The following is a 20,603-nucleotide window of genomic DNA, read 5'->3' on the forward strand; positions in this document are numbered from 1 at the left end:
CAGCAGCAGACGCACGGAACCTGGGGCGCTCGGCCCCGTGTGAGGAGCCCCACGCCGGGTCCCGGTCGTTGGTCCCACGTGTCCGATCCGCCCGGTTCCTAGCGTTGTTCTCGAGAGGGCCGCAAGAGCTGCGGGCCCGCACGAGGAGGCAGGAACATGGCCACCACGACCGTCAACCACGCGGGGACGCCGGACGTGCCGGCGCAGCCCTGGCGGGGGTTCGCCCCGGGCGCCTGGCAGGACGCCGTCGACGTCCGCGACTTCATCCAGCGCAACTACACGCCCTACACCGGTGACGCCAGCTTCCTCGCCGGGCCAACCGCGCGAACCACCCACATCTGGGACGTCCTGTCCGGGATGTTCCCGGAGGAGCGCGAGAAGGGCGTCTACGACGTCGACGCGAGGACCCCGGCCGGAATCACCGCCCACGCGCCTGGTTACATCGACCGCAAGGACGAGCTGATCGTCGGCCTGCAGACCGACGCCCCGCTGCGCCGCGCGATCATGCCCTACGGCGGCTGGCGCATGGTCGAGACAGCGCTGAAGACCTACGGCTACGAGGTCGACCCGGTCGTGAAGGAGATCTTCACCAAGTACCGCAAGACCCACAACGCCGGCGTCTTCGACGTCTACCCGCCGGACGTGCGCAGAGCCCGCAGCGCGCACATCGTCACGGGCCTGCCCGACGCCTACGGCCGCGGCCGCATCATCGGCGACTACCGCCGCGTCGCCCTGTACGGCGTCGACGCGCTGGTCGCCGCCAAGCAGGCCGAGCGGGCCGAGCTCGACGCGAAGCGCTCGGTCGAGGACGTGATCCGCGACCGCGAGGAGAACAGCGAGCAGATCCGGGCGCTGGAGGAGCTCAAGGAGATGGCCGCCTCGTACGGCTACGACATCTCCCGGCCGGCCGCCACGGCCCGCGAGGCGATTCAGTGGCTCTACTTCGCGTACCTCGGTGCCGTGAAGGAGCAGAACGGCGCCGCCATGTCGCTCGGCCGCACCTCGACCTTCCTCGACGTCTACCTCCAGCGCGACCTCGCCGACGGCGTGCTCACCGAGTCCGCGGCGCAGGAGCTGATCGACGACTTCGTCATCAAGCTGCGCATCGTGCGGTTCCTGCGGACCCCGGAGTACGACGAGCTGTTCTCGGGCGACCCGACGTGGGTGACCGAGTCCATCGGCGGCATGGGTGAGGACGGGCGCACGCTCGTCACGAAGAACTCCTTCCGGATGCTCCAGACCCTCTACAACCTCGGCCCCGCCCCGGAGCCGAACCTCACGGTGCTGTGGAGCGACCGTCTGCCGGAGGGGTTCAAGCGGTTCTGCGCGCAGGTCTCCATCGACACCTCGGCAATCCAGTACGAGTCCGACGCACAGATCTGCGGCGCGTGGGGCGACGACTCCGCCATCGCCTGCTGCGTCTCTCCGATGGCCGTGGGCAAGCAGATGCAGTTCTTCGGTGCCCGCGTCAACGTGGCGAAGGCGCTGCTGTACGCGATCAACGGCGGCCGCGACGAGATCTCCGGCAAGCAGATCGCGCCGGCGTCCGAGCCGGTCACCGGTGACGTCCTGGACTACGACGACGTCGCTGCGAAGTACGACAGTCTGCTGGACTGGCTCGCCGAGACGTACGTCGACGCCCTGAACTGCATCCACTACATGCACGACAAGTACGCCTACGAGCGGCTCGAGATGGCGCTGCACGACAAGGACGTGCTCCGGACCATGGCCTGCGGCATCGCCGGTCTGTCCGTCGCCGCCGACTCGCTCTCGGCCATCCGCTACGCGACGGTCCGCCCGGTGCGGCGCGAGGACGGGCTCGTGGTGGACTACGACGTCGAGGGCGAGTTCCCGATGTTCGGCAACGACGACGACCGGGTCGACGAGATCGCGGTCGCCATCGTCGAGAAGTTCATGGAGAAGATCCGTGCGCTGCCGACCTACCGGGACTCCGTGCACACGCAGTCGGTCCTGACCATCACCTCCAACGTGGTGTACGGCAAGCACACCGGCAACACGCCGGACGGCCGCCGCGCGGGCGAGCCGTTCGCGCCCGGCGCCAACCCGATGAACGGCCGCGACTCCCACGGCATGCTCGCCTCGGCGCTCTCGGTGGCGAAGCTTCCGTACTCGGAGGCGCAGGACGGGATCTCCCTGACGAACACCGTGGTGCCCTCGGGCCTCGGCCGCACGCCGGAGGAGCAGACGACGAACCTGGTGGGGCTCCTCGACGCCTACACCGGCTCGGACGGCTACCACATGAACGTCAACGTGCTGAACCGGGACACCCTCTACGACGCGATGGAGAACCCGGAGAAGTACCCGCAGCTGACCATCCGGGTCTCCGGCTACGCGGTCAACTTCGTGCGGCTGACGCGCGAGCAGCAGCTCGACGTCATCTCGCGCACCTTCCACGGCACGGTCTGACCCGACGACGCCGGAGCCGTGCCCGCCCCGTACCCTCACCGGGGCGGGCCGGCTCCGGTCCTCCAGGTACCACCCGTCGGCGCGGCCGGCGGCCGGCCGCACAGGTACCGCACCGCCCGCGCAGCCCGACCCTCCAGGAGGAACGATGACCGCCATCCTCGGCGCCCCCGCCACCGGCGTCGTAGCCCCCGACGGCATCAACGGCTTCTACGAGCCGGTGCCCGAGGACAACGTCCCCCCGGCTGCGCCGCTCGGCCGGCACCGCCGGGATCGCGGTCGCCGGCGAGACGTCCCACGCGGAGCACCTCGCGGCGGTGCGCGCGGGCCAGATCGGCTCCATGCACTCGTGGGAGCTGGTGACCGCCGTCGACGGCCCGGGCACCCGCCTGACGGTCTTCCTCGCGGGATGCCCGCTGCGGTGCCTGTACTGCCACAACCCCGACACGCTGAAGATGAAGGACGGCGAGCCGGTCGCCGTCGAGACCCTGCTGTCCCGAGTGCGCCGCTACCTGCCCGTGTTCCGGGCCACGGGCGGCGGACTCACCGTCTCCGGCGGCGAGCCGCTCATGCAGCCTGCCTTCCTCGGTCGACTGCTGCGCGGGGCCAAGGAGATGGGCGTGCACACGACCATCGACACCTCCGGGTTCCTCGGCGCCCACGCGTCGGAGGCGCTGCTCGACGACCTCGACCTCGTCCTGCTGGACGTGAAGTCGGGGCTGCCCGAGACCTACCGCCGCACCACCGGCCGGGACCTGCAGCCGACCCTGGACTTCTCGCGCCGGCTCGCGGAGCGGGGCACCGCCATGTGGATCCGGTTCGTGCTCGTGCCGGGACTGACCGACGCGTACGACAACGTCGAGGCGGTCGCCGACCACGTGGCCACGCTCGCCACCGTGCAGCGGGTCGAGGTCCTGCCCTTCCACCAGATGGGGCGTGACAAGTGGGACAGGCTCGGCATGACGTACGAGCTCGGCGACACGCCCGCGCCTGAGCCGGAGCTGGTCGAGCGCGTGCGGGGCCAGTTCCGTGAGCGGGAGCTGAGCGTCTACTGAGCCGGCAGGCTCGCCACCCCCGGCTCGTGGAAGCGCTTGCCGGTCACCGCCTCGGCGGCGCCTGTGCGGTCCAGGTACGGGGTGATCCCGCCGAGGTGCAGGGGCCAGCCGGCGCCGAGGATCATCGCGAGGTCCACGTCCTGCGCGTCCCGGGCGACCCCCTGGTCGAGCAGCAGCCTCGTCTCCTCCGCCAGGGCCCTGCGCACCCGGTCGAGAAGCGCGTCCGCGTCCGGCGGCCGCGGCGCCCGACGCGCGCCGAAGAGCTCGCCGACCGCCGGGTCCAGCGGCGAGGTCGCGCTCGGGCGTCCCTCGCCGACGACGAAGCTGCGCCCCGACGCCACGACCGCGGCGAGGCCGGGAGAGTCGGGGTACCGCGGGCCGAGGTCCTCGCGCAGCGAGACCAGCACGTGCCGGGCGACGGCGGGCCCGACCAGCTGGAGCAGCTGGAAGGGGCCCATCGGCAGCCCCATGGGCCGCAGCGCCGCGTCCGCCTCGGTGACGGGCGTGCCCTCCTCGAGGGCCCCGAGGACCTCTCCGAGCAGCCGGATCAGCAGCCGGTTCACCACGAACCCGGGCGCGTCGGCGACCGCGACCGCGGTCTTGCGGCACGCCTGCGCGACGGCGAACGCGGTGGCGTAGCTGGTCTCGTCCGTGGACTCCGCGCGGACCACCTCCACCAGCGGCATCATCGCGACCGGGTTGAAGAAGTGCAGGCCCACCACCCGCTCGGGGTGGCGCAGGTGTTCCGCCATCGCCGTGACGGACAGCGCGGAGGTGTTGGTGGCGAGCACGGCCGTCGGTGCGACCACGTCCTCGAGCTCGGCGAAGACCCGCCGCTTGACCTCGAGCTCCTCGAACACCGCCTCGATCACCAGGTCTGCGCCGGCCAGCTCGGAGAGGTCCGACGTCGCGCGCAGGAGCGGACGGAGGCGGTCGGCGTCCTCCTCGGTCAGGCGCCCCTTGGTCACGTCCTGGTCGATCTGGGCGTTGACTGCCGCCAGGCCCTTCCGGGCCCGCTCGTCGTCGAGGTCGCGCATGGTCACCGGCACGCGGAGCGACCGGGCGAGCAGCAGGGCGAGCTGCCCGGCCATGAGGCCCGCACCGGCCACGCCCACCGACCGGATCTCCCGCGGCTCGACGTCCGCAGGACGGCCGGCGGGCTTCTTCGCACGGCGGGTGAGCAGGTCGAACGCGTACAGCCCCGCGCGCAGCTGGTCGCTCATCACGAGATCGACGAGCGCGTCATCCTCGAGGGCGAAGGCGTCCGCGCGGGAGAGCCCGTGGGCGGTCTCGACCGTCTCCAGCGCCCGGAGCGCGGCGGGCCCCCCGGCGCGCCGACGGGTCCGTACGGACGGCAGGCGCCGTCGGGGCAGCCGGTCCGTACGGGCAGCAGGCGCCGTCCGGGCAGCCGGGTCCGTACGGGCAGCAGGCGCCGCACGGCCGGCACGCGGGCGGGTCGCCCGTCCAGGCCACCCCGTCACCGGGCCAGGCACCGGCCGACGCAGCCGGGGTGCAGGCACCCGCCGCTCCGCCCTCCGGCGCGGAGGAGGGCGCCACGAAGCCGACCGAGTTCGGCTCACGACCCGACGAGCGGCCCCGGTACGGGCTGCGCCTGGAAGACCTCGAGCGTCACGCCGGCAAGGACGGAGAGACGCCGGGGCAGGCGGGCCCGCGGGCATGAGCCGTGGGATACCGGTGGGCCTGTCGACGTCGTCGGTCTACCCCGGCAACGTCGAGGAGACCTTCACCCTCGCCAGCCAGCTCGGGTACGACGGCGTCGAGGTCATGGTCCTGCGGGACCCGGACAGCCAGGACGAGCGCCGGCTGCGGGAGCTGAGCGACCAGTACGAGCTGCCGGTGCTGAGCATCCACGCCCCGACGCTGCTGCTCACCCAGGGCGTCTGGGGCAACGACCCGTGGGACAAGGTCGACCGGGCGACGGAGCTGGCGCACGACGTCGGGGCGGACGTGGTGGTGCTGCACCCGCCGTTCCGGTGGCAGCGCTCGTACGCCGAGCACTTCGTCGGCGCCGTCGCGGAGCGCGAGCGCCTGGACGGGATGCGGCTCGCCGTCGAGAACATGTTCCCGTGGCGGGCGCGTTCCAAGAAGCGCGAGCGCGTCATGCAGGCCTACCTGCCCGGCTGGGACCCGCTCGAGCACGACTACCGCTCCGTCACCCTCGACCTCTCCCACACGGCGACCGCCGGCATGGACGCGGACGCCGCGCTGGCGATGGCCGACGAGCTCGGCGACCGGCTCGCGCACCTGCACCTCGCCGACGGCACGGTGAGCTTCATGGACGAGCACCTCGTGCCCGGGCAGGGGGACCAGCCCTGTGCGGAGGTGCTGCACATGCTGGGCGCCCGGGACTTCGACGGTGCCGTCGTCGTCGAGGTCAACACCCGCAAGATGTCCTCGGTGGGGCGGCGGTCGGCGCTGGCGGACTCGCTGTCCTTCGCGCGGCAGCACCTCGAGTCGGGTGCACGTGAGCGGGGCCCGGGCCCCGTGGCACTGACCCCCGAGGAGGGCTGAGCCTCGGGGTCGGGCCCCGTGGTGCCGGCCCCCGAGGAGGGCTGAGCCTCGGGGTCCGGCCCGGGCCTCAGCCGCGCAGCCGGGCCATCCATGCCTCGACGTCGTCCGGGGTACGGGGAAGGGCGGCGGAGAGGTTCTCCACGGAGCCGTCCTCGCGCACCAGGATGTCGTCCTCGATGCGCACGGCGATGCCGCGCAGCTCCTCGGGGACCTTGAGGTCGTCCTCGCGGAAGTACAGCCCCGGCTCGATCGTGAAGATCATGCCGGGCTCGAGGTCCGCGTCCAGGTACATCTCGCGGCGAGCCTGGGCGCAGTCGTGGACGTCGAGGCCCAGATGGTGGCTGGTGCCGTGGACCATCCAGCGGCGGTGGTACTGCCCCTCGGGATCCAGCGACTCCTCGGCGGTGCCGGGCAGCATGCCCCACTCCGCGAGACGGGCCGCGAGGACCTCCATGGCGGCGGCGTGGAGGTCACGGAACTTCACCCCCGGCTGCCCGGCCCGGGCGAAGGAGGCGTCGGCGGCGTCCAGGACCGCCTGGTAGACCCTGCGCTGGGCCTCGGTGAAGGTGCCGTCCACAGGGATGGTGCGGGTGACGTCCGCGGTGTAGAGCGAGTCGACCTCCACCCCGGCGTCGACCAGCACCAGCTGGCCAGCTCGGACGGCGCCGTCGTTGCGGATCCAGTGGAGCGTGTTCGCGTGGTTCCCCGCCGCGGCGATCGTGTCGTAGCCGAGGCCGTTGCCCTCCTCGCGCGCCCGGGCGCCGAAGACGCCCTCGATGACCCGCTCGCCGCGGGGATGGTCGACGGCGCGAGGCAGGCTGCGCACGATGTCCTCGAACCCCTTCGCCGTGGCGGCGACGGCCGCCCGCACCTCGCCGATCTCGTACGTGTCCTTGCGCAGCCGCAGCTCCGACAGCGCCTCCGCCAGGGCCGCGTCCGAGTCCGCCGCGCCCTCGCTCAGCCCTGCCTGGGCGCGCAAGGTGGCCACCTGGGCCTCGACGGCGGCGTCGGCCTGCGGGACCACGCGCACCCGGACCTGGCCCGCGCCGACGTCCTTGGCGAGGGCGTCGGCGAGGGAGTCGACGTGCTCGGCACGCAGCCCGGTCAGGGCGGAGATCTCCTCGAGCGAGGGGCGCACCCCGACCCACAGCTCGCCGTAGCGGGAGTCGGCGTAGAACTCCTCGGTGTCCCGGCCCGCGCGCGGCCGGAAGTACAGGACGGCCTCGTGGGTGGGGGTGTCGTCGGGGGAGGCGCCGCCGGCGGCGGAGGTGGCGGCGCCGTCGTCCTCGCCGAGGGGGTGCAGGACCAGCACGGCGTCCGGCTCCTGGTCGGTGCCCAGCCCGGTCAGGTGCGCGAACGCCGAGTGCGGGCGGAAGCGGTAGTCGTTGTCGTTGTTGCGGGTGACCAGCTGCCCGGCGGGAACCACGAGCCGCTCCCCGGGGAAGAGCCGCCCGAGCGCGGCCCGGCGCGCGGCGGCGTGGTCGGCGGCGGGGGAGCGCTCGGGGAGGGCGTCGGGACGCGAGCCCCAGCCGTCGGCGATGAACGTGCGGAACGCCTGGCTCGTCGGGCGCTGGGAGCGGTTGGAGCCACGCTCGGTCAGCGGCTGCTCCTCGGGAGTGGGGGTCTGCGACTCGGTCATGGCTGCCATCCTCGCACTGCCGCTGTCCGGCCCGGTGCGCCGGGTGTCCCGCGTGCGGGCACCTGGGCCGGTGCAGGCACCTGCGCCTGGAGCGGGCGTTCCGCCGGGCGCGGGCGAGCGCCGGGTGCGGGCGTTCCGCCGGGTGCGGGCGGCGTTCCGTGCGCACCGGGTGCCGCGCGGCGGCCGCGCCGACCGGTGCGGCCACCCTCGCCTGGCTCATGGTCGCCGCGCCGCTGGTCTCCGCCGGCGTGCTCCTGCTGCTCGGACGCCGCTCCGACCGCTGGGGCCACTGGCTCGGGGTGCTCGCCCCGGTCGTCTCCTTCGCCGTCGGCCTGGCGGTGCTGGTGCAGCTGCTCGGGCTGCCCGCGGAGGAGCGGGTCATCGACCAGCGGCTGTTCAGCTGGATCCCCGCCGGCGAGCTGACCGTCGAGGCCGGGCTGCGCCTGGACCCGCTGTCGATGACGTTCGTCATGCTGGTGACCTTCGTCGGCTCCCTCATCCACCTGTACTCGGTGGCGTACATGGAGCACGACGTCGACCGGCGCCGGTTCTTCGCCTACCTCAACCTCTTCGTGGCGGCGATGCTGCTCCTCGTGCTGGCGGACAGCTACGCGCTGCTCTTCGTCGGCTGGGAGGGCGTGGGCCTGGCCTCGTACCTCCTCATCGGGTTCTGGAACCACAACCTCGACTACGCCGTGGCCGCCAAGAAGGCGTTCATCATGAACCGCGTCGGCGACGTGGGCCTGCTGCTGGCGATGATGACGATGTTCGCCGGCTTCGGCGCCGTCGACCTCGCCACCGTGCTGCCCGCCGCCGAGGGCGCGAACGAGGGCGTGCTCACGGCCATCGGACTGTTGCTGCTGCTCGCCGCGTGCGGAAAGTCGGCGCAGTTCCCGCTGCAGGCCTGGCTGGGCGACGCCATGGCGGGCCCCACGCCGGTCTCCGCGCTGATCCACGCCGCCACCATGGTCACCGCAGGCGTGTACCTCATGGTCCGCTCCGGCCCGATCCTGAACGGCGCCCCGACGGCGCTGCTCGTCGTCGCGATCGTCGGTGCGGTCACGCTCCTCTTCGGTGCGATCGTGGGATCCGCCAAGGACGACATGAAGAAGGTGCTCGCCGCCTCGACCATGTCCCAGATCGGCTACATGATGCTCGGCGCGGGTCTGGGCCCGGTCGGCTACGCGTTCGCGATCTTCCACCTCGTCACCCACGGCTTCTTCAAGGCCGGCCTGTTCCTCGGTGCCGGGTCCGTCATGCACGGCATGAGCGACCAGGTCGACATGCGCCGCTTCGGCGCTCTCAGCCGCTACATGAAGATCACGTGGATCACCATGATGATGGGCTGGCTCGCCATCATCGGCTTCCCCGGCCTGTCCGGCTTCTGGAGCAAGGACAAGATCATCGAGACGGCGTTCGCCTCCGAGGGCTGGCAGGCGTGGGTGTTCGGCACCGTCGCCCTGGTCGGCGCCGGGATCACCGCGTTCTACATGTCCCGGCTGTTCTTCATGGTCTTCCACGGCGAGAAGCGATGGACGACGGCGGAGGAGGGCGCCGAGCAGCACCCCCACGAGGCGCCGCTGCTCATGACCGTCCCGATGATCGTCCTGGCCGTCGGCTCCGTGGCGCTCGGGTTCCTCATGAACCTCGGCGGCGGATTCGTCACCTGGCTCGAGCCGGTCACCGGCCACGCGGAGCACCACGAGCCGGTCCTCCCGGTGCCGGTGATCATGGTCGCCACCATCGTCCTGGTCCTGGTCGGCGCGCTGGTCGCGTGGCGCATGTACGGCGCCCGCCCCGTGCCGGTCGTCGCCCCGGCGGGGTCCGCGCTCACGCGGGCCGCCCGCCAGGACCTGTACCAGGACAACGTCAACGAGGGCGCCTTCATGCGGCCCTCCCAGTACCTGACCAGGTCCCTGGTCTACGCGGACGCGGCGGTCGTCGACGGCGCGGTGATGGGCGTCGCCCGCGGCACCTCCGGGATGGGCGGCCTGCTGCGCCGGGTCCAGAACGGGTACGTCCGCTCCTACGCCGGGATGGTTCTCGGCGGTGTCGTCCTGGGCCTGGTCGTCGTCCTCGCCTCGCGAGTCTGAGGTCCGGGAAGAGGTAGAGGAAAACTGATGAATGCGATGAACGAGGCAGCCCTGCCCTGGCTGACGCTGCTGATCGTGGTGCCGCTCGCGGCGGCGGCCGTGCTCTGGCTGGTCCGCCCGCTGCACAAGGTCGCCCGCCCGTACGGGCTGGCGGTGTCCCTGGTGGTCCTGGTCGGCGCCGTGGCGATGGCCACCCAGTTCGACCTCGGCGCCGCCGGCGAGGTCCAGCTCACCGAGCTCGCCTCCTGGATCCCGCAGCTCGGCGTCTCCTACGCCCTGGGCGTCAACGGGCTCGGCCTCGCCTGGTGCTTCTCTCGGTGTTCCTGGTGCCGCTGGTCCTCGCGGCCGCCTGGCGCGAGCAGGAGGCCGTCCCCGCCGGCGCGGTGCTCGAGCGGCGGCAGATGGGCTTCGTCGCCCTGGTGCTGGCCCTCGAGGCGCTCATGGTGGCCGTCTTCGCCGCCCGGGACGTGTTCCTCTTCTACATCCTGTTCGAGGCCATGCTGGTCCCGGTGTACTTCCTCATCGGGAACTACGGCGGCCCGCGCCGGCGCACCGCCGCCCTGAAGTTCCTGCTGTACTCCCTGGCGGGCGGCCTGGTCATGCTCGTCGGCGTGGTCGCGCTCTACCTCGTCGGCCCGGGCGGGGAGCAGGGCTTCCTCATCGACAACCTCGTCGGCAACGTCGAGACCTCCGCGACCGGCGAGCGGCTGCTCTTCCTCGCGTTCTTCATCGCCTTCGCGATCAAGGCACCCATGTGGCCGGTGCACACCTGGCTGCCGGACACCGCGCAGGAGGCGCCCCCCGGGTGCCTCGGTGCTGCTCGTGGGCGTCCTCGACAAGGTCGGCACGTTCGGGATGATCACGCTGTGCCTGCCGCTGTTCCCGGACGCTCCCGGTGGGCGGCGCCGGTGGTCATCGCCCTGGCCCTGGTCTCGATCATCTACGGCGGGCTGCTCGCCGTCGGGCAGCGGGACATCATGCGCCTGGTCGCGTTCACCTCCGTGAGCCACTTCGGCTTCATCGTGCTCGGCATCTTCATCCGCGACGAGGTCGCGCTGACCGGGGCGATGCTCTACATGGTGGCCCACGGCGTCTCCATCGCCGCGCTCTTCCTCGTCTCGGGCTTCCTCACCCAGCGGGGCGGGACGCAGCAGATCCCGGCCTACGGCGGCATGCAGCGGGTGGTCCCGGTGCTGGCCGGCACCTTCCTGGTCTCCGGCCTGGCCTCCCTCGCCCTGCCCGGGCTGAGCGGCTTCGTGCCGGAGTACCTCGTGCTCCTCGGCACCTACCGGGTGTCCATCGTCGCCGCCGCCGTGGCGGTGCTCGGCGTCATCATCGCGGCCGTGTACATCCTGCTGCCCTACCAGCGGATCTTCACCGGAGCCGCCCGGCCCGAGCTCCTGCGCACGCCTGACCTCGGCGGCCGGGAGAAGGCCGTGCTGGCGCCGCTCGTCGCGGCGATGCTCTTCCTCGGCTTCTACCCGGCGCCCGTCATCGAGGCCGTCACCCCGGTGGCGGCCGACCTCGCCATCACCCAGCCAAGCTCGATCGACACCGCCGACGGCGGAAACCTCCCGGCGGGCGCCGCGGAGGAGGGGAGCAGCAAGTGAACACGTTCGTCGCCCCGGAAATCGACTGGGCCGCGCTCGCCCCGACGCTGATCCTGGCGGGGGCCGCCGTGGCCGGCGTGCTCGTCGAGGCCTTCGCGCCGCGCGGCAGCCGCCGGGTGGTCCAGCTCGTGCTCGGTCTGCTCGCCACCGCGGTGGCGCTCGTCGCCGTCGTGTGGCGCTGGACCGTCGTGAGCACGGACGGCCCGCGCGAGGTCGTCGGGCGGCTCGGTGATCGAGGACGGCCCCGCGCTGGCCGCCCAGGCGGTGCTCGCCCTCGTCGGGCTCGTGGGCCTGCTCGTCATCGCCGACCGCACGGAGTCCGGCGAGGGGGCGTTCGTGGCGCAGGCCGCGGCCCGCCCCGGCTCCGTCGAGGAGGCCGACGCGACCCGGTCCGGCCTGGTCCAGACAGAGGTCTTCCCGCTGACGGTCTTCGCCCTCGCCGGCATGTTCGTCTTCGCCCAGGCCGGCGACCTGCTGACCCTCTTCATCGCCCTCGAGGTGCTCTCGCTCCCGCTGTACGTGCTCTCGGGCCTGGCCCGCCGCCGTCGTCTCCTCTCGCAGGAGGCGTCCCTGAAGTACTTCCTCCTCGGCGCCTTCACCTCGGCGTTCGTGATCTTCGGCATCGCCCTGCTGTACGGCTACTCGGGCACGGTGCGCTTCTCCGGGCTCGCCGAGGCCGTCCCGGTGACCCTGGGCATGGACGGGATGCTCCTCGCCGGCACGATCCTGGTGATCGTCGGCCTGCTCTTCAAGGTCGGCGCGGCGCCCTTCCACGCCTGGACGCCCGACGTCTACACCGGTGCCCCCACCCCGGTCACCGGGTTCATGGCCGCCGCGACCAAGCTCGCCGCGTTCGCGGCGCTGCTGCGGTTCGTCTACGTCGTCGTCCCCGACCTCTCCTGGGACCTCACGCCGTTCTTCTGGGCCGTCATCGTGCTGACGATGCTCGTCGGCACCGTCGTCGGCATCGTCCAGAGCGACGTCAAGCGCATGCTCGCGTACTCCTCCATCGCGCACGCCGGGTTCATCCTGATCGGCATCACAGCGCTGGAGTCCTCCGGCATCGGCGCCGTGATCTTCTACATGCTCGCCTACGGCCTCGCCACGGTCGGCGCGTTCGCCGTCGTCACGCTGGTCCGTGAGCGGGACACCGCCGGGAACGTCACCGGCGAGGCGACCCACCTGTCCCAGTGGGCCGGTCTCGGCCGGCGCAACCCGGTTGCCGCCGTCGCCATGACGCTCTTCCTGCTCTCCTTCGCGGGCATCCCCCTCACCGCCGGCTTCATGGGGAAGTTCGCCGTCTTCACCGCCGGTGTCGACGGCGGGCAGACCGTGCTCGTCGTCCTCGCGGTGCTGGCCTCGGCGGCCACGGCGTTCTTCTACGTGCGGCTGATCGTCCTGATGTTCTTCACGGAGCCCGACGGCGAGACGGTCGCGGTCGTGTCCTCCGAGGGGCTGACCACGGTGGCCGTGGGCGTCTGCGCGGTGGGCACGGTGCTGCTGGGCGTGCTGCCCGGACCGGTGCTCGACCTGGCCGCGCAGGCCCAGACCTTCCTGCCGTAGGTACGGTTCCTTCTGTGAATGCCTCCATGCTCCCCCTGGGCGACGCCGAGCTCGAAGCCCGGCTGCAGCCCGAGCTGACCGACGTCGAGGAGCGGCTCGCCCGCGCGGTCGTCGGCGCCGACTCCCTCGTCGACCCCGCCTCCTCCCACCTGGCCGCCGCCGGCGGCAAACGGCTGCGCCCCCTGCTCACCCTCCTGGGGGCACAGCTGGGGGGCGGGGCGAACGACCGTGTGCGCACCGCCGCCGTCGCCGTCGAGCTGACCCATCTGGCCACGCTCTACCACGACGACGTCATGGACTCCGCGCCGCTCCGGCGCGGGGCGCCGGCCGCGCACGAGGTGTGGGGCAACTCGGTGGCGATCCTGACGGGGGACCTGCTCTTCGCCCGCGCCTCGCGCATGGTCGCCGACCTCGGGCCCGACGCCGTCCGCGTGCACTCCGAGACGTTCGAGCGGCTCTGCCTCGGGCAGCTGCACGAGACCCTCGGGCCGGCGGACGGGCAGGAGCCGGTCGCGCACTACATCAGCGTGCTGGCCGACAAGACGGGGTCCCTCATCGCCACGTCGGCCCGCTACGGCGCGTCCTTCTCCGGCGCGAGCCCCGACGTCGCCGACCTTCTCGCGCGGTACGGCGAGAAGGTGGGCGTGGCGTTCCAGCTGGCCGACGACGTCATCGACCTCTCCTCCGACTCCGCCGTGACGGGCAAGACCCCGGGGACCGACCTGCGCGAGGGCGTGGACACCATGCCGGTGCTGCTGCTGCGCGAGCGGGCGGCGGCGGGGACGCTCGATGCCCGCGGCTCCGCCGTGCTCGAGCGGCTCCGCGCCGACGAGCTGGCCTCGGACGACGCGCTGCGCGCCGTGGTGCAGGACCTGCGCGACCACGACGTCGTGGACCAGGCCCGCGAGCTCGCGGAGACGTGGGCCCGCGACGCGGTGGCCGAGCTGGGCCCGCTGCCCGACTCGCCGGTCAAGGAGGCGCTGGCGGCCTTCGCCGGGCTGCTGGTGGACCGCCTCGCCTGAGGCGCAGACTCCGGGTGCGGCCTGCGCGGCTCAGGCTTTCCGGGTGCGCGGGACGCGCGGCGGGCGGTGACGGTAGCCGTCGACGCTCAGGATCGTGATCGCCACCCACACCAGGACGAAGCCGGCCAGCCGCTCGGGCGGCATGGGCTCGTGGAAGACCAGCACGCCCACCGCGAGCTGGAGCACCGGCGTCACGTACTGCAGCATCCCGACCACGCTCAGCGGCAGGCGCCGGGCCGCCGCCCCGAAGAGCAGCAGCGGCACCGCCGTCAGCGGGCCGGAGAGGGCGAGGAGCACGCTGTGGCCGGCGGCGTCGCCGAAGGCCCCCTGCCCGGTCGCGGCGAGCCAGCCGAGGTAGGCGAGAGCGACCGGGAAGAGCACGGCCGTCTCCACGGCGAGACCGGGCAGCGCCCCGACCGTGCGCCCCACCCGGTTCTTCGCCAGCCCGTAGAGGCCGAACGACGCCGCCAGGCACAGCGCGATCCACGGCAGCTCCCCGTACCCGACCGCGATCACGACCACCGCCGCCGCGCCGGTCGCGCACGCGGCCCACTGGGCGGGTCGGAGCCGCTCGCCGAGCACCGCCACCGCGAGCAGCACCGTCGTGAGCGGGTTGATGAAGTACCCGAGCGCCGCGTCGACGGTGCGGCCCGAGTTCACCCCGTAGACGTAGGTCAGCCAGTTCACCGCGATCAGCGCGGCGGCGACGGCGATGGTTGCCAGGGTGCGCCGGTCGCGCACCGCGGGCAGCACCGAGCGGAGCGAGCGCGTCACCGCGAGCACGAGCAGGCAGAAGCCCAGCGACCACGTGGCGCGGTGCGCGACGATCTCGACCGCGGTCGCGGGTTCCAGCAGCCGGAAGAACAGCGGGAACGCGCCCCACAGCAGGTATGCCGAGAGCCCGGCGGCGAGGCCGGTCCGGTCCAGGCCGGGTCCGTCGTCGGCGGGCGAGGGCGCGGTCACTCTGCGCACTCTTGCACGACGCCGGCCGGCCGAGAAACCGGACCGACGCCCCGTCGCGGTGGCACGGTGTGCGCGAGGCCGGCACGCCACGTCGCACGCGGGTGGCACGCCGTCGTCCCGCGCGCTGTGCAGAAGAGCTCGTCGACGACCCTGCCGGGGGCGCAGCGCCCGCGATCAGGACCTGCTCCGCCGTCGTCGGTCCCGATCCGGCCGGTGAGGGATGTGATCTCGGTCCCTGCGGCGGTGGTGCCACGCCCGGTGCCCATACACTGGACGGCGGAAAGCTCCGCCCTGGACGCGTGCGTGTGCACGCTCGGGCGGCACACCCCAGACGAGAGGTACCAGTGACGAGCTCCCGCCCGCTGAGCGTGGCACTCGTGGGCGCCGGCCCGGCCGGCATCTACGCCGCGGACATCCTGTCGAAGTCCGGCCTCGACGTGAACATCGACCTGTTCGAGCGCCTCCCCGCCCCCTTCGGTCTCGTGCGCTACGGCGTCGCGCCCGACCACCCGCGGATCAAGCAGATCATCGTGGCGCTCTACAAGATCCTCCAGCGCGGGGACGTGCGACTGATCGGCAACGTCGAGGTCGGCAAGGACGTCTCGCTCGAGGAGCTGCAGAAGCACTACGACGCCGTCATCTTCTCCACGGGGTCCGACCGCGACGCCCCGCTGGACATCCCCGGCGTCGACCTCGAGGGCAGCTACGGCGCCTCCGAGTTCGTCTCCTGGTACGACGGTCACCCCGACGTGCCGCGCACCTGGCCGCTGGAGGCCAAGGAGATCGCGGTGATCGGCGTCGGGAACGTCGCGCTCGACGTCGCCCGCATGCTCGCCAAGCCGGTCGAGCACCTCATGCCCACCGAGATCCCCGCCAACGTCGCCGAGGGCCTGAGCCACAGCCCCGTGACCGACGTGCACGTGTTCGGCCGCCGCGGGCCCGCGCAGGTGAAGTTCACGCCGCTGGAGCTGCGTGAGCTCGGCCAGGTCCCCGGCGTCGACGTCATCGTCTACGACGAGGACTTCCAGTTCGACGAGGGCTCGGAGGAGGCGATCCGCTCCTCCAACCAGACCAAGCAGGTGGTCAAGACGCTCATCGACTGGACGCTGAAGGAGAAGGAGGACCTCACCGCCGAGCGGCGGATCCACCTGCACTTCCTGCACCGCCCCGTCGAGATCCTGGGCGACGGCAAGGTCGAGGCCCTGCGCACCGAGCGCACCGAGCTCACCGGGGACGGCAACGTACGCGGCACCGGCGAGATGGTCGACACGCCCGTCCAGGCGGTCTACCGCGCCGTCGGCTACTTCTCCTCGCCGGTCCCGGGACTGCCCTTCGACGAGATCCGCGGCGTCATCCCCAACATCGAGGGCCGCGTCCTCGGCGAGGACGGCGAGTACCTCCCGGGCGTCTACGCCACCGGCTGGGTGAAGCGCGGGCCCGTGGGCCTCATCGGCTCCACGAAGTCCGACGCGCGCCAGACCATCGGCCACGTGGTCGCCGACGCCGAGGCCGGGCTCCTCCACGCCCGCACCGACGACGAGGCCGAGGTCGGCCACGACGCGATGCTCGCCGCCCTCGACGGGGCCGGCGTGCGCTACACCACCTGGCAGGGCTGGGAGCTGCTCGACGAGTACGAGCAGTCGCTCGGCGCCGAGTTCGCCGAGGGACCGCGCGAGCGCATCAAGGTGGTCCACCGCGACACCATGACCGCGATCTCCCGCGGCGAGCAGCACGACGGCGCCCTCTACTGACGGGTACTGACGGGCGGGCCGACCCCGGGCGGAAACCGCTCCGGGGCCTCGCGACATGACGACGCCGGACGGACCGCTCCGTCCGGCGTCGTGCCGTTCCCGGCCGATCGCCGTCGCTCCTCGGGCTACCGCGGCACCGCCGCGGGGCCTCGCTCCCGCCTCTTCGCCCGCCTCCGCGCGATCCTCTCGACGCCGGCCACGATGTGCGCGAGCAACGTGCCCACGAGCACCAGCACCCCGAGCGCGGGGCCGCCGATGGTGACGACGAACGCGGCCTGCAGGAGGGGGACGTCCCGGACCCGGTCCACGGGCTCGGCGACCCGCACGGTCTCGGTGCCGCTCGGGGTCCAGCCCACCGTGGGGGAGGGGGCCGGGTCGCAGCGGAGGGTGACCTCACCGTCGCCGGTGGGGAACCGGAACGCCGAGGCGTAGTCGTCGTGGTCGTAGCCCAGCGCGGGCCGCATCGGCAGGTCGGCACCACCGCCGTCGGTGCCCGTGCAGACGATGTCGCCCGTCCGGTCCTCCGGCAGCCAGATCCAGCGCTCCGCCGAGCGGGGGAACGACAGCTCGGCGTCGTCCTGCAGGGGCACCTCGTGGTTCCACGCACCGAGCCGGTCGACGGCGACCCCGACCAGGAAGATCCCGCCGATCCCGAGCCCGAGCACCATCCATGCGGCGAAGCCGTAGTAGCGGCGGAACCGGCGCGGCCTCGCGGGTCGGCGGCCCTGGCCCGGGTGAGGACCCCGGGGACGGGTCGTGCGCGAGCCGTCCGGACGCTCGGCCTCTGCGGGGAGCGCCTGCTGAGGCAACGGCGACGGGGACGAAGACTTTCGACGTGGCGGGACCGGGCGACGGGGCGTGAGCGCGCCCGGCAGGACCACCCTGACGTCGTAGCTTCGCCCCGCGGCCGCTCCGGTGGTGTCGGTGGACTGCCGGTGACCACCCCAGGGGGCGTCCGGCCGGTCCGACCTTGAGAGGTCGGGTGCTTGCGTGCCGGCCCGGAACGGAGCGCCGTCGGGTGTCCGCATGCCGGCCGGGGAGTCTCCGCCGCCGGCCGTGGGCGGACCGGCGTGCCGCCGGCACGCTGACTGCGCGACGCCAGCGTGCCGGCGACGCTGTCAGTGAGCGGCCGGCGCCGCCGCCTCGACCGGCTGGCCGATGTCGGCCATGAGCCCGCGGAACCACTCCTGGCCGATGTCGAAGGCCTTGCCGCCGGCGATCCGCGGGAACGGGACGGCCTTGAGGCGGTCGCCGTCCTCCTCGTCGTGGCCGATGACGCCCGACTCGCCCCTGAGGGCGCACTCGACGCCGAGGTCGACCATCGACTTGATGAGCCGCAGATCCTCGGCGTTCGCCCGCGCGGAGCGGGAGAAGTAGCCGCTCTTCTGCACCATGACCTTCTCGGCGCCGATCTTCTCGGCGAACTGCTTGGCGAACCAGGCGCCGGGGTTGATCGTGTCGAGCTTCACGTGGCCGAAGGGGTCGCGCTCGACCTCCTCGCCCCGGGCCTCGAGCTCGGCGACGATCTCGGGCACGCCGGCGCCCTCGGAGAGGAAGATGTTGACGTTGCCGAGCTCGTCCATGACGCCGCGCAGCCGGCGGGCCTCGCCCTCGAGGTCGATCTTCGCCTCGGGGACGAAGACGGCGTGGATGTCCCACCGCTCGCGGCTGAGGCCGATGCTGGGCACCCACTCCTGGGTGTCGAGCCAGGCGCGGTAGGAGCGGGCGGCGGCGGCGGTCAGCCACCCGCAGTGCCGGCCCATGACCTCGTGGACGATGAGCATCCGCGGGCTGACGCGGTGCTCGCCGACGATGTTCTGCGCGAACTCCGCGGCCTCCTCCGCCGCGGTCCACGCGCCGAGCGACTGGCGGATCGGGACGATGTCGTTGTCGATCGTCTTCGGCAGCCCGACCACGGTGAGGTGGTAGCCGTTCTCCTCCAGATAGGCGGCCAGGTCCGCGGCGGTGGTGTTGGTGTCGTCGCCGCCGATGGTGTGCAGGACGTCCACCCCGTCGGCGCGCAGCTGCTCCGCCGCGACCGCCAGGGGGTTCTCGCCCTCCTTCACGAGTCCGCGCTCGACCAGGTTCTTCGCATTGGTGAGCTTGACCCGGGAGTTGCCGATCGGGCTGCCGCCGAAGCGGTGCAGGACGGCGGCGTGCTTGCGGGCCTCGTCGTCGACGACCACCTTCGTGCCGGTCAGCAGCCCGTGGTAGCCGTTCTGGTAGGCGATGATCTCGACCTCGGGCGAGATCTCGTTGTAGCGCTCGATCAGCCCGCCGACGGCGGAGGACAGGCAGGGGGCGAATCCCCCGGCGGTGAGCAGGGCGACGCGACGGACCGTCATCGAGAACCTTCCGTAGTGCTGGTACAGGGGCACCGCGGCCGACGGCGCGCGGCTCGGCCCGCGGCGCGGGCCGCGGACCCCGTCCATCCTAGGCGCGAGAACCGGCGCCTGGGCCAGCGCCGGCGGCGGACCCGTGCCGTGGGCGACGGCGAGCAGCGTCCGCTCCCCCCGCCGTCGCCGGGCGAGGTAGTGCAGCAGGCGCAGGCTCGCCTGGTCCGCCTCGTCGATCTCGTCGATGGTCAGGACCGCGCCGGGCCCGGCGGAGGCGAGCCGGAGCAGCTCTGCGGCGGCGACGTACAGGCGCTGGTGGCCGCTGGTGCCGTCCCACTCCTGGTGGCGGCCGGAGATGGCCCGCTCGATCTCCTCCCGCGGGGTGTCCGCCAGACCGTCGAGGAGCGCGGGGTGGTGCCGGGCGAGGTCCGAGAGCGCCTCGAGCACGGGGGCGTACGGCCAGTCCGCCTCGGTCCGCGCGGCCACGCCGGTGCCCACCCGCATCCCGCGGTCCGCCGCACCGTGCTCGAGGCGGACGAGCATCGCCGACTTGCCGATCCCCGGGGGGCCCGAGACGAGCAGGACCTGCCCGCGGCCCTGCTGGACCTCGGTCAGCAGCCGGTCGAGCCGGGCGAGCTCCCGTTCCCGGCCGAGCAGCTCGGGGTCGTGGCGTGCGACGACGGCGGCGCCGCGGGAGAGCTCCTGCGCCTTCTGCCGCAGTGCGAGGGCGCGGGGGCTCGGGGCGGCCCCCCAGCTCGCGGCGCAGCGCCCGTTCCAGCCGCTCGAACTGCCGCAGCGCGGCCGTGGCGTCGCCCCGCGCGCAGGGCGTCGGCGGCGAGGTGGAGGTGGGCGTCCTCGTCGGCGGGGTCGGTGTCGACCACAGCGGCCCACCGCCGTGCCGCCCGGAGCAGGTCGAGGTGCAGGGTGCGCAGCCGCTCGCGCGGCTGCTCCACCCCACTCCTCGTACGGCTCCGCCGGCAGGAGGTCCCCGGCGTACAGGTCCGCCGCCCGGCCGCAGCGTCCGAGTCGCCGCGCGCGAGGGCGTCGACGGCGGCGCGCTCGAAGATCTCGACGTCGACCTCGAGCCCGGCGCCGGCCCCCCAGCTGGACCGCGTCGTCGTGCAGGACGAGCGAGCCGCCCGGGCCCATCGCGCGGCGGGCGTAGTGCGCGGCCTTGTGCAGGCGCGGCGCCGCGGAGTCGACGTCGAGCTCGGGCCACAGCGCGTCCATGACCTGCTCGCGGTGGAGCCGGTGACCGGGGGCGAGGGCGAGCAGCTGCACCAGGCGGGAGGCGTGCCGGCGGCTCCACAGGGCGTGCGGCACCGACTCCCCGTCCACCTCGACCGAGAAGTCACCGAGCAGCGCGATCCTGACGCCCACCGCCACCTCGATTCGCCACAGCATGCTACGTCCGCCGCCGCACCCGCAGGAAGGGGGAAGGCGACCGGTCGGACCAACCTCTCCCTCGCGCGGTCACCTCCCTCTCCCCTAGCGGGCCTAGCGGGCCAGGGCCGCGAGAGCCTCACGGATTTCGCGGCGACAACACCCTTTTCCGGACTGTGCGCGAATCAGGACCGGCGCGAGCAGGCCTCGTCGGGATCCCGTTCTGCGCGCA

Annotated in this window: 15 protein-coding genes and 1 pseudogene; 10 read left to right on the forward strand and 6 right to left on the reverse strand. The window is 73.0% G+C overall.

Features of this window, described 5'->3' with window-relative positions:
- Window positions 1–156 precede the first annotated feature (156 nt).
- Both pflB and pflA read left to right on the forward strand, forming a co-directional pair.
- The gene (gene pflB / locus DA06_RS13790; RefSeq protein WP_043501000.1) at window positions 157–2,427 is read left to right on the forward strand and encodes a formate C-acetyltransferase; all 2,271 of its coding nucleotides are present in this window, start codon (window positions 157–159) and stop codon (window positions 2,425–2,427) included.
- Window positions 2,428–2,669: 242 nt separating this feature from the next.
- The gene (gene pflA, locus DA06_RS13795) at window positions 2,670–3,479 is read left to right on the forward strand and encodes a pyruvate formate-lyase-activating protein (protein ID WP_043501003.1); all 810 of its coding nucleotides are present in this window, start codon (window positions 2,670–2,672) and stop codon (window positions 3,477–3,479) included.
- Here the strand turns inward: pflA and DA06_RS13800 are convergent.
- Window positions 3,473–4,960 carry a 3-hydroxyacyl-CoA dehydrogenase family protein gene (locus DA06_RS13800; protein WP_418605266.1) on the reverse strand — a complete coding sequence of 496 codons (1,488 nt, stop codon included), beginning with the start codon at window positions 4,958–4,960 and terminating at the stop codon, window positions 3,473–3,475. The two genes, pflA and DA06_RS13800, sit on opposite strands and share 7 nt — an antisense overlap.
- Window positions 4,961–4,989: 29 nt before the next feature.
- Here DA06_RS13800 and DA06_RS13805 point away from each other — a divergent pair, with 29 nt between their 5' ends.
- Window positions 4,990–5,160 (forward strand): hypothetical protein, encoded by a 171-nt coding sequence (locus DA06_RS13805; protein WP_418605268.1) that lies wholly within the window; start codon window positions 4,990–4,992, stop codon window positions 5,158–5,160.
- Window positions 5,157–6,011 (forward strand): sugar phosphate isomerase/epimerase family protein, encoded by an 855-nt coding sequence (locus tag DA06_RS13810; RefSeq protein WP_052436752.1) that lies wholly within the window; start codon window positions 5,157–5,159, stop codon window positions 6,009–6,011. Before DA06_RS13805 ends, DA06_RS13810 begins: the two co-directional genes overlap by 4 nt.
- Window positions 6,012–6,078: 67 nt before the next feature.
- Here the strand turns inward: DA06_RS13810 and DA06_RS13815 are convergent, their stop codons facing one another.
- A complete protein-coding gene (locus DA06_RS13815; RefSeq protein WP_043501013.1) occupies window positions 6,079–7,650 on the reverse strand; it encodes an aminopeptidase P family protein in 1,572 nt (523 codons plus the stop codon).
- Between the two features lie 158 nt (window positions 7,651–7,808).
- Here DA06_RS13815 and nuoL point away from each other — a divergent pair, with 158 nt between their 5' ends.
- The 5 genes from nuoL to DA06_RS13840 all read left to right on the forward strand — a co-directional run bounded on the left by nuoL (window position 7,809) and on the right by DA06_RS13840 (window position 13,938).
- Window positions 7,809–9,743, forward strand: coding sequence for an NADH-quinone oxidoreductase subunit L (nuoL, locus tag DA06_RS13820; RefSeq protein WP_418605270.1), 1,935 nt, complete (start codon window positions 7,809–7,811; stop codon window positions 9,741–9,743).
- A 27-nt stretch (window positions 9,744–9,770) separates the two neighbouring features.
- Window positions 9,771–10,307 (forward strand): hypothetical protein, encoded by a 537-nt coding sequence (locus DA06_RS13825; protein WP_418605271.1) that lies wholly within the window; start codon window positions 9,771–9,773, stop codon window positions 10,305–10,307.
- The gene (locus DA06_RS13830) at window positions 10,241–11,353 is read left to right on the forward strand and encodes a complex I subunit 4 family protein (RefSeq protein ID WP_418608010.1); all 1,113 of its coding nucleotides are present in this window, start codon (window positions 10,241–10,243) and stop codon (window positions 11,351–11,353) included. The genes DA06_RS13825 and DA06_RS13830 overlap by 67 nt, the downstream gene beginning before the upstream one ends.
- A 228-nt stretch (window positions 11,354–11,581) precedes the next feature.
- A complete protein-coding gene (nuoN, locus tag DA06_RS13835; RefSeq protein WP_418605272.1) occupies window positions 11,582–12,916 on the forward strand; it encodes an NADH-quinone oxidoreductase subunit NuoN in 1,335 nt (444 codons plus the stop codon).
- Between the two features lie 26 nt (window positions 12,917–12,942).
- Complete coding sequence (locus DA06_RS13840) at window positions 12,943–13,938, forward strand: polyprenyl synthetase family protein (protein WP_043501022.1); 996 nt, start codon at window positions 12,943–12,945, stop codon at window positions 13,936–13,938.
- 30 nt (window positions 13,939–13,968) lie between these two features.
- On the opposite strand, the gene rarD is transcribed toward DA06_RS13840, so the two are convergent.
- Window positions 13,969–14,901: an EamA family transporter RarD gene (gene rarD, locus DA06_RS13845; RefSeq protein ID WP_418605273.1), complete on the reverse strand. Its 933-nt coding sequence runs from the start codon at window positions 14,899–14,901 to the stop codon at window positions 13,969–13,971.
- A gap of 344 nt (window positions 14,902–15,245) precedes the next feature.
- Between rarD and DA06_RS13850 the strand changes: the two genes are divergently transcribed.
- Entirely contained in the window at window positions 15,246–16,652 is a 1,407-nt protein-coding gene (locus tag DA06_RS13850; protein WP_043501023.1) for an FAD-dependent oxidoreductase, read from the forward strand.
- 125 nt (window positions 16,653–16,777) lie between these two features.
- Here the strand turns inward: DA06_RS13850 and DA06_RS13855 are convergent, their stop codons facing one another.
- The 3 genes and pseudogenes from DA06_RS13855 to DA06_RS13865 all read right to left on the reverse strand — a co-directional run.
- A complete protein-coding gene (locus tag DA06_RS13855; RefSeq protein ID WP_418605274.1) occupies window positions 16,778–17,680 on the reverse strand; it encodes a hypothetical protein in 903 nt (300 codons plus the stop codon).
- A 90-nt stretch (window positions 17,681–17,770) separates the two neighbouring features.
- Window positions 17,771–18,997 carry a pyrophosphate--fructose-6-phosphate 1-phosphotransferase gene (locus DA06_RS13860; RefSeq protein ID WP_043501032.1) on the reverse strand — a complete coding sequence of 409 codons (1,227 nt, stop codon included), beginning with the start codon at window positions 18,995–18,997 and terminating at the stop codon, window positions 17,771–17,773.
- 177 nt (window positions 18,998–19,174) lie between these two features.
- Window positions 19,175–20,392 (reverse strand): annotated as a pseudogene (locus DA06_RS13865) (AAA family ATPase); the annotation flags it as partial.
- Window positions 20,393–20,603: the final 211 nt, after the last annotated feature.

The sequence above is a fragment of the Georgenia sp. SUBG003 genome, assembly GCF_000715355.2.
Lineage (GTDB): Bacteria > Actinomycetota > Actinomycetes > Actinomycetales > Actinomycetaceae > Georgenia.

Bases quoted from the DNA above. Each gene is read 5' to 3' on its own strand.
- DA06_RS13840 (WP_043501022.1), top strand. From the start codon at position 12,943: ATGCTCCCCCTGGGCGACGCCGAGCTCGAAGCCCGGCTGCAGCCCGAG.
- DA06_RS13815 (WP_043501013.1), bottom strand. From the start codon at position 7,650: ATGACCGAGTCGCAGACCCCCACTCCCGAGGAGCAGCCGCTGACCGAG.
- pflB (WP_043501000.1), top strand. From the start codon at position 157: ATGGCCACCACGACCGTCAACCACGCGGGGACGCCGGACGTGCCGGCG.
- DA06_RS13810 (WP_052436752.1), top strand. From the start codon at position 5,157: ATGAGCCGTGGGATACCGGTGGGCCTGTCGACGTCGTCGGTCTACCCC.
- DA06_RS13825 (WP_418605271.1), top strand. From the start codon at position 9,771: ATGAATGCGATGAACGAGGCAGCCCTGCCCTGGCTGACGCTGCTGATC.
- DA06_RS13860 (WP_043501032.1), bottom strand. From the start codon at position 18,997: ATGACGGTCCGTCGCGTCGCCCTGCTCACCGCCGGGGGATTCGCCCCC.
- DA06_RS13830 (WP_418608010.1), top strand. From the start codon at position 10,241: ATGCTGGTCCCGGTGTACTTCCTCATCGGGAACTACGGCGGCCCGCGC.
- DA06_RS13855 (WP_418605274.1), bottom strand. From the start codon at position 17,680: ATGCGGACACCCGACGGCGCTCCGTTCCGGGCCGGCACGCAAGCACCC.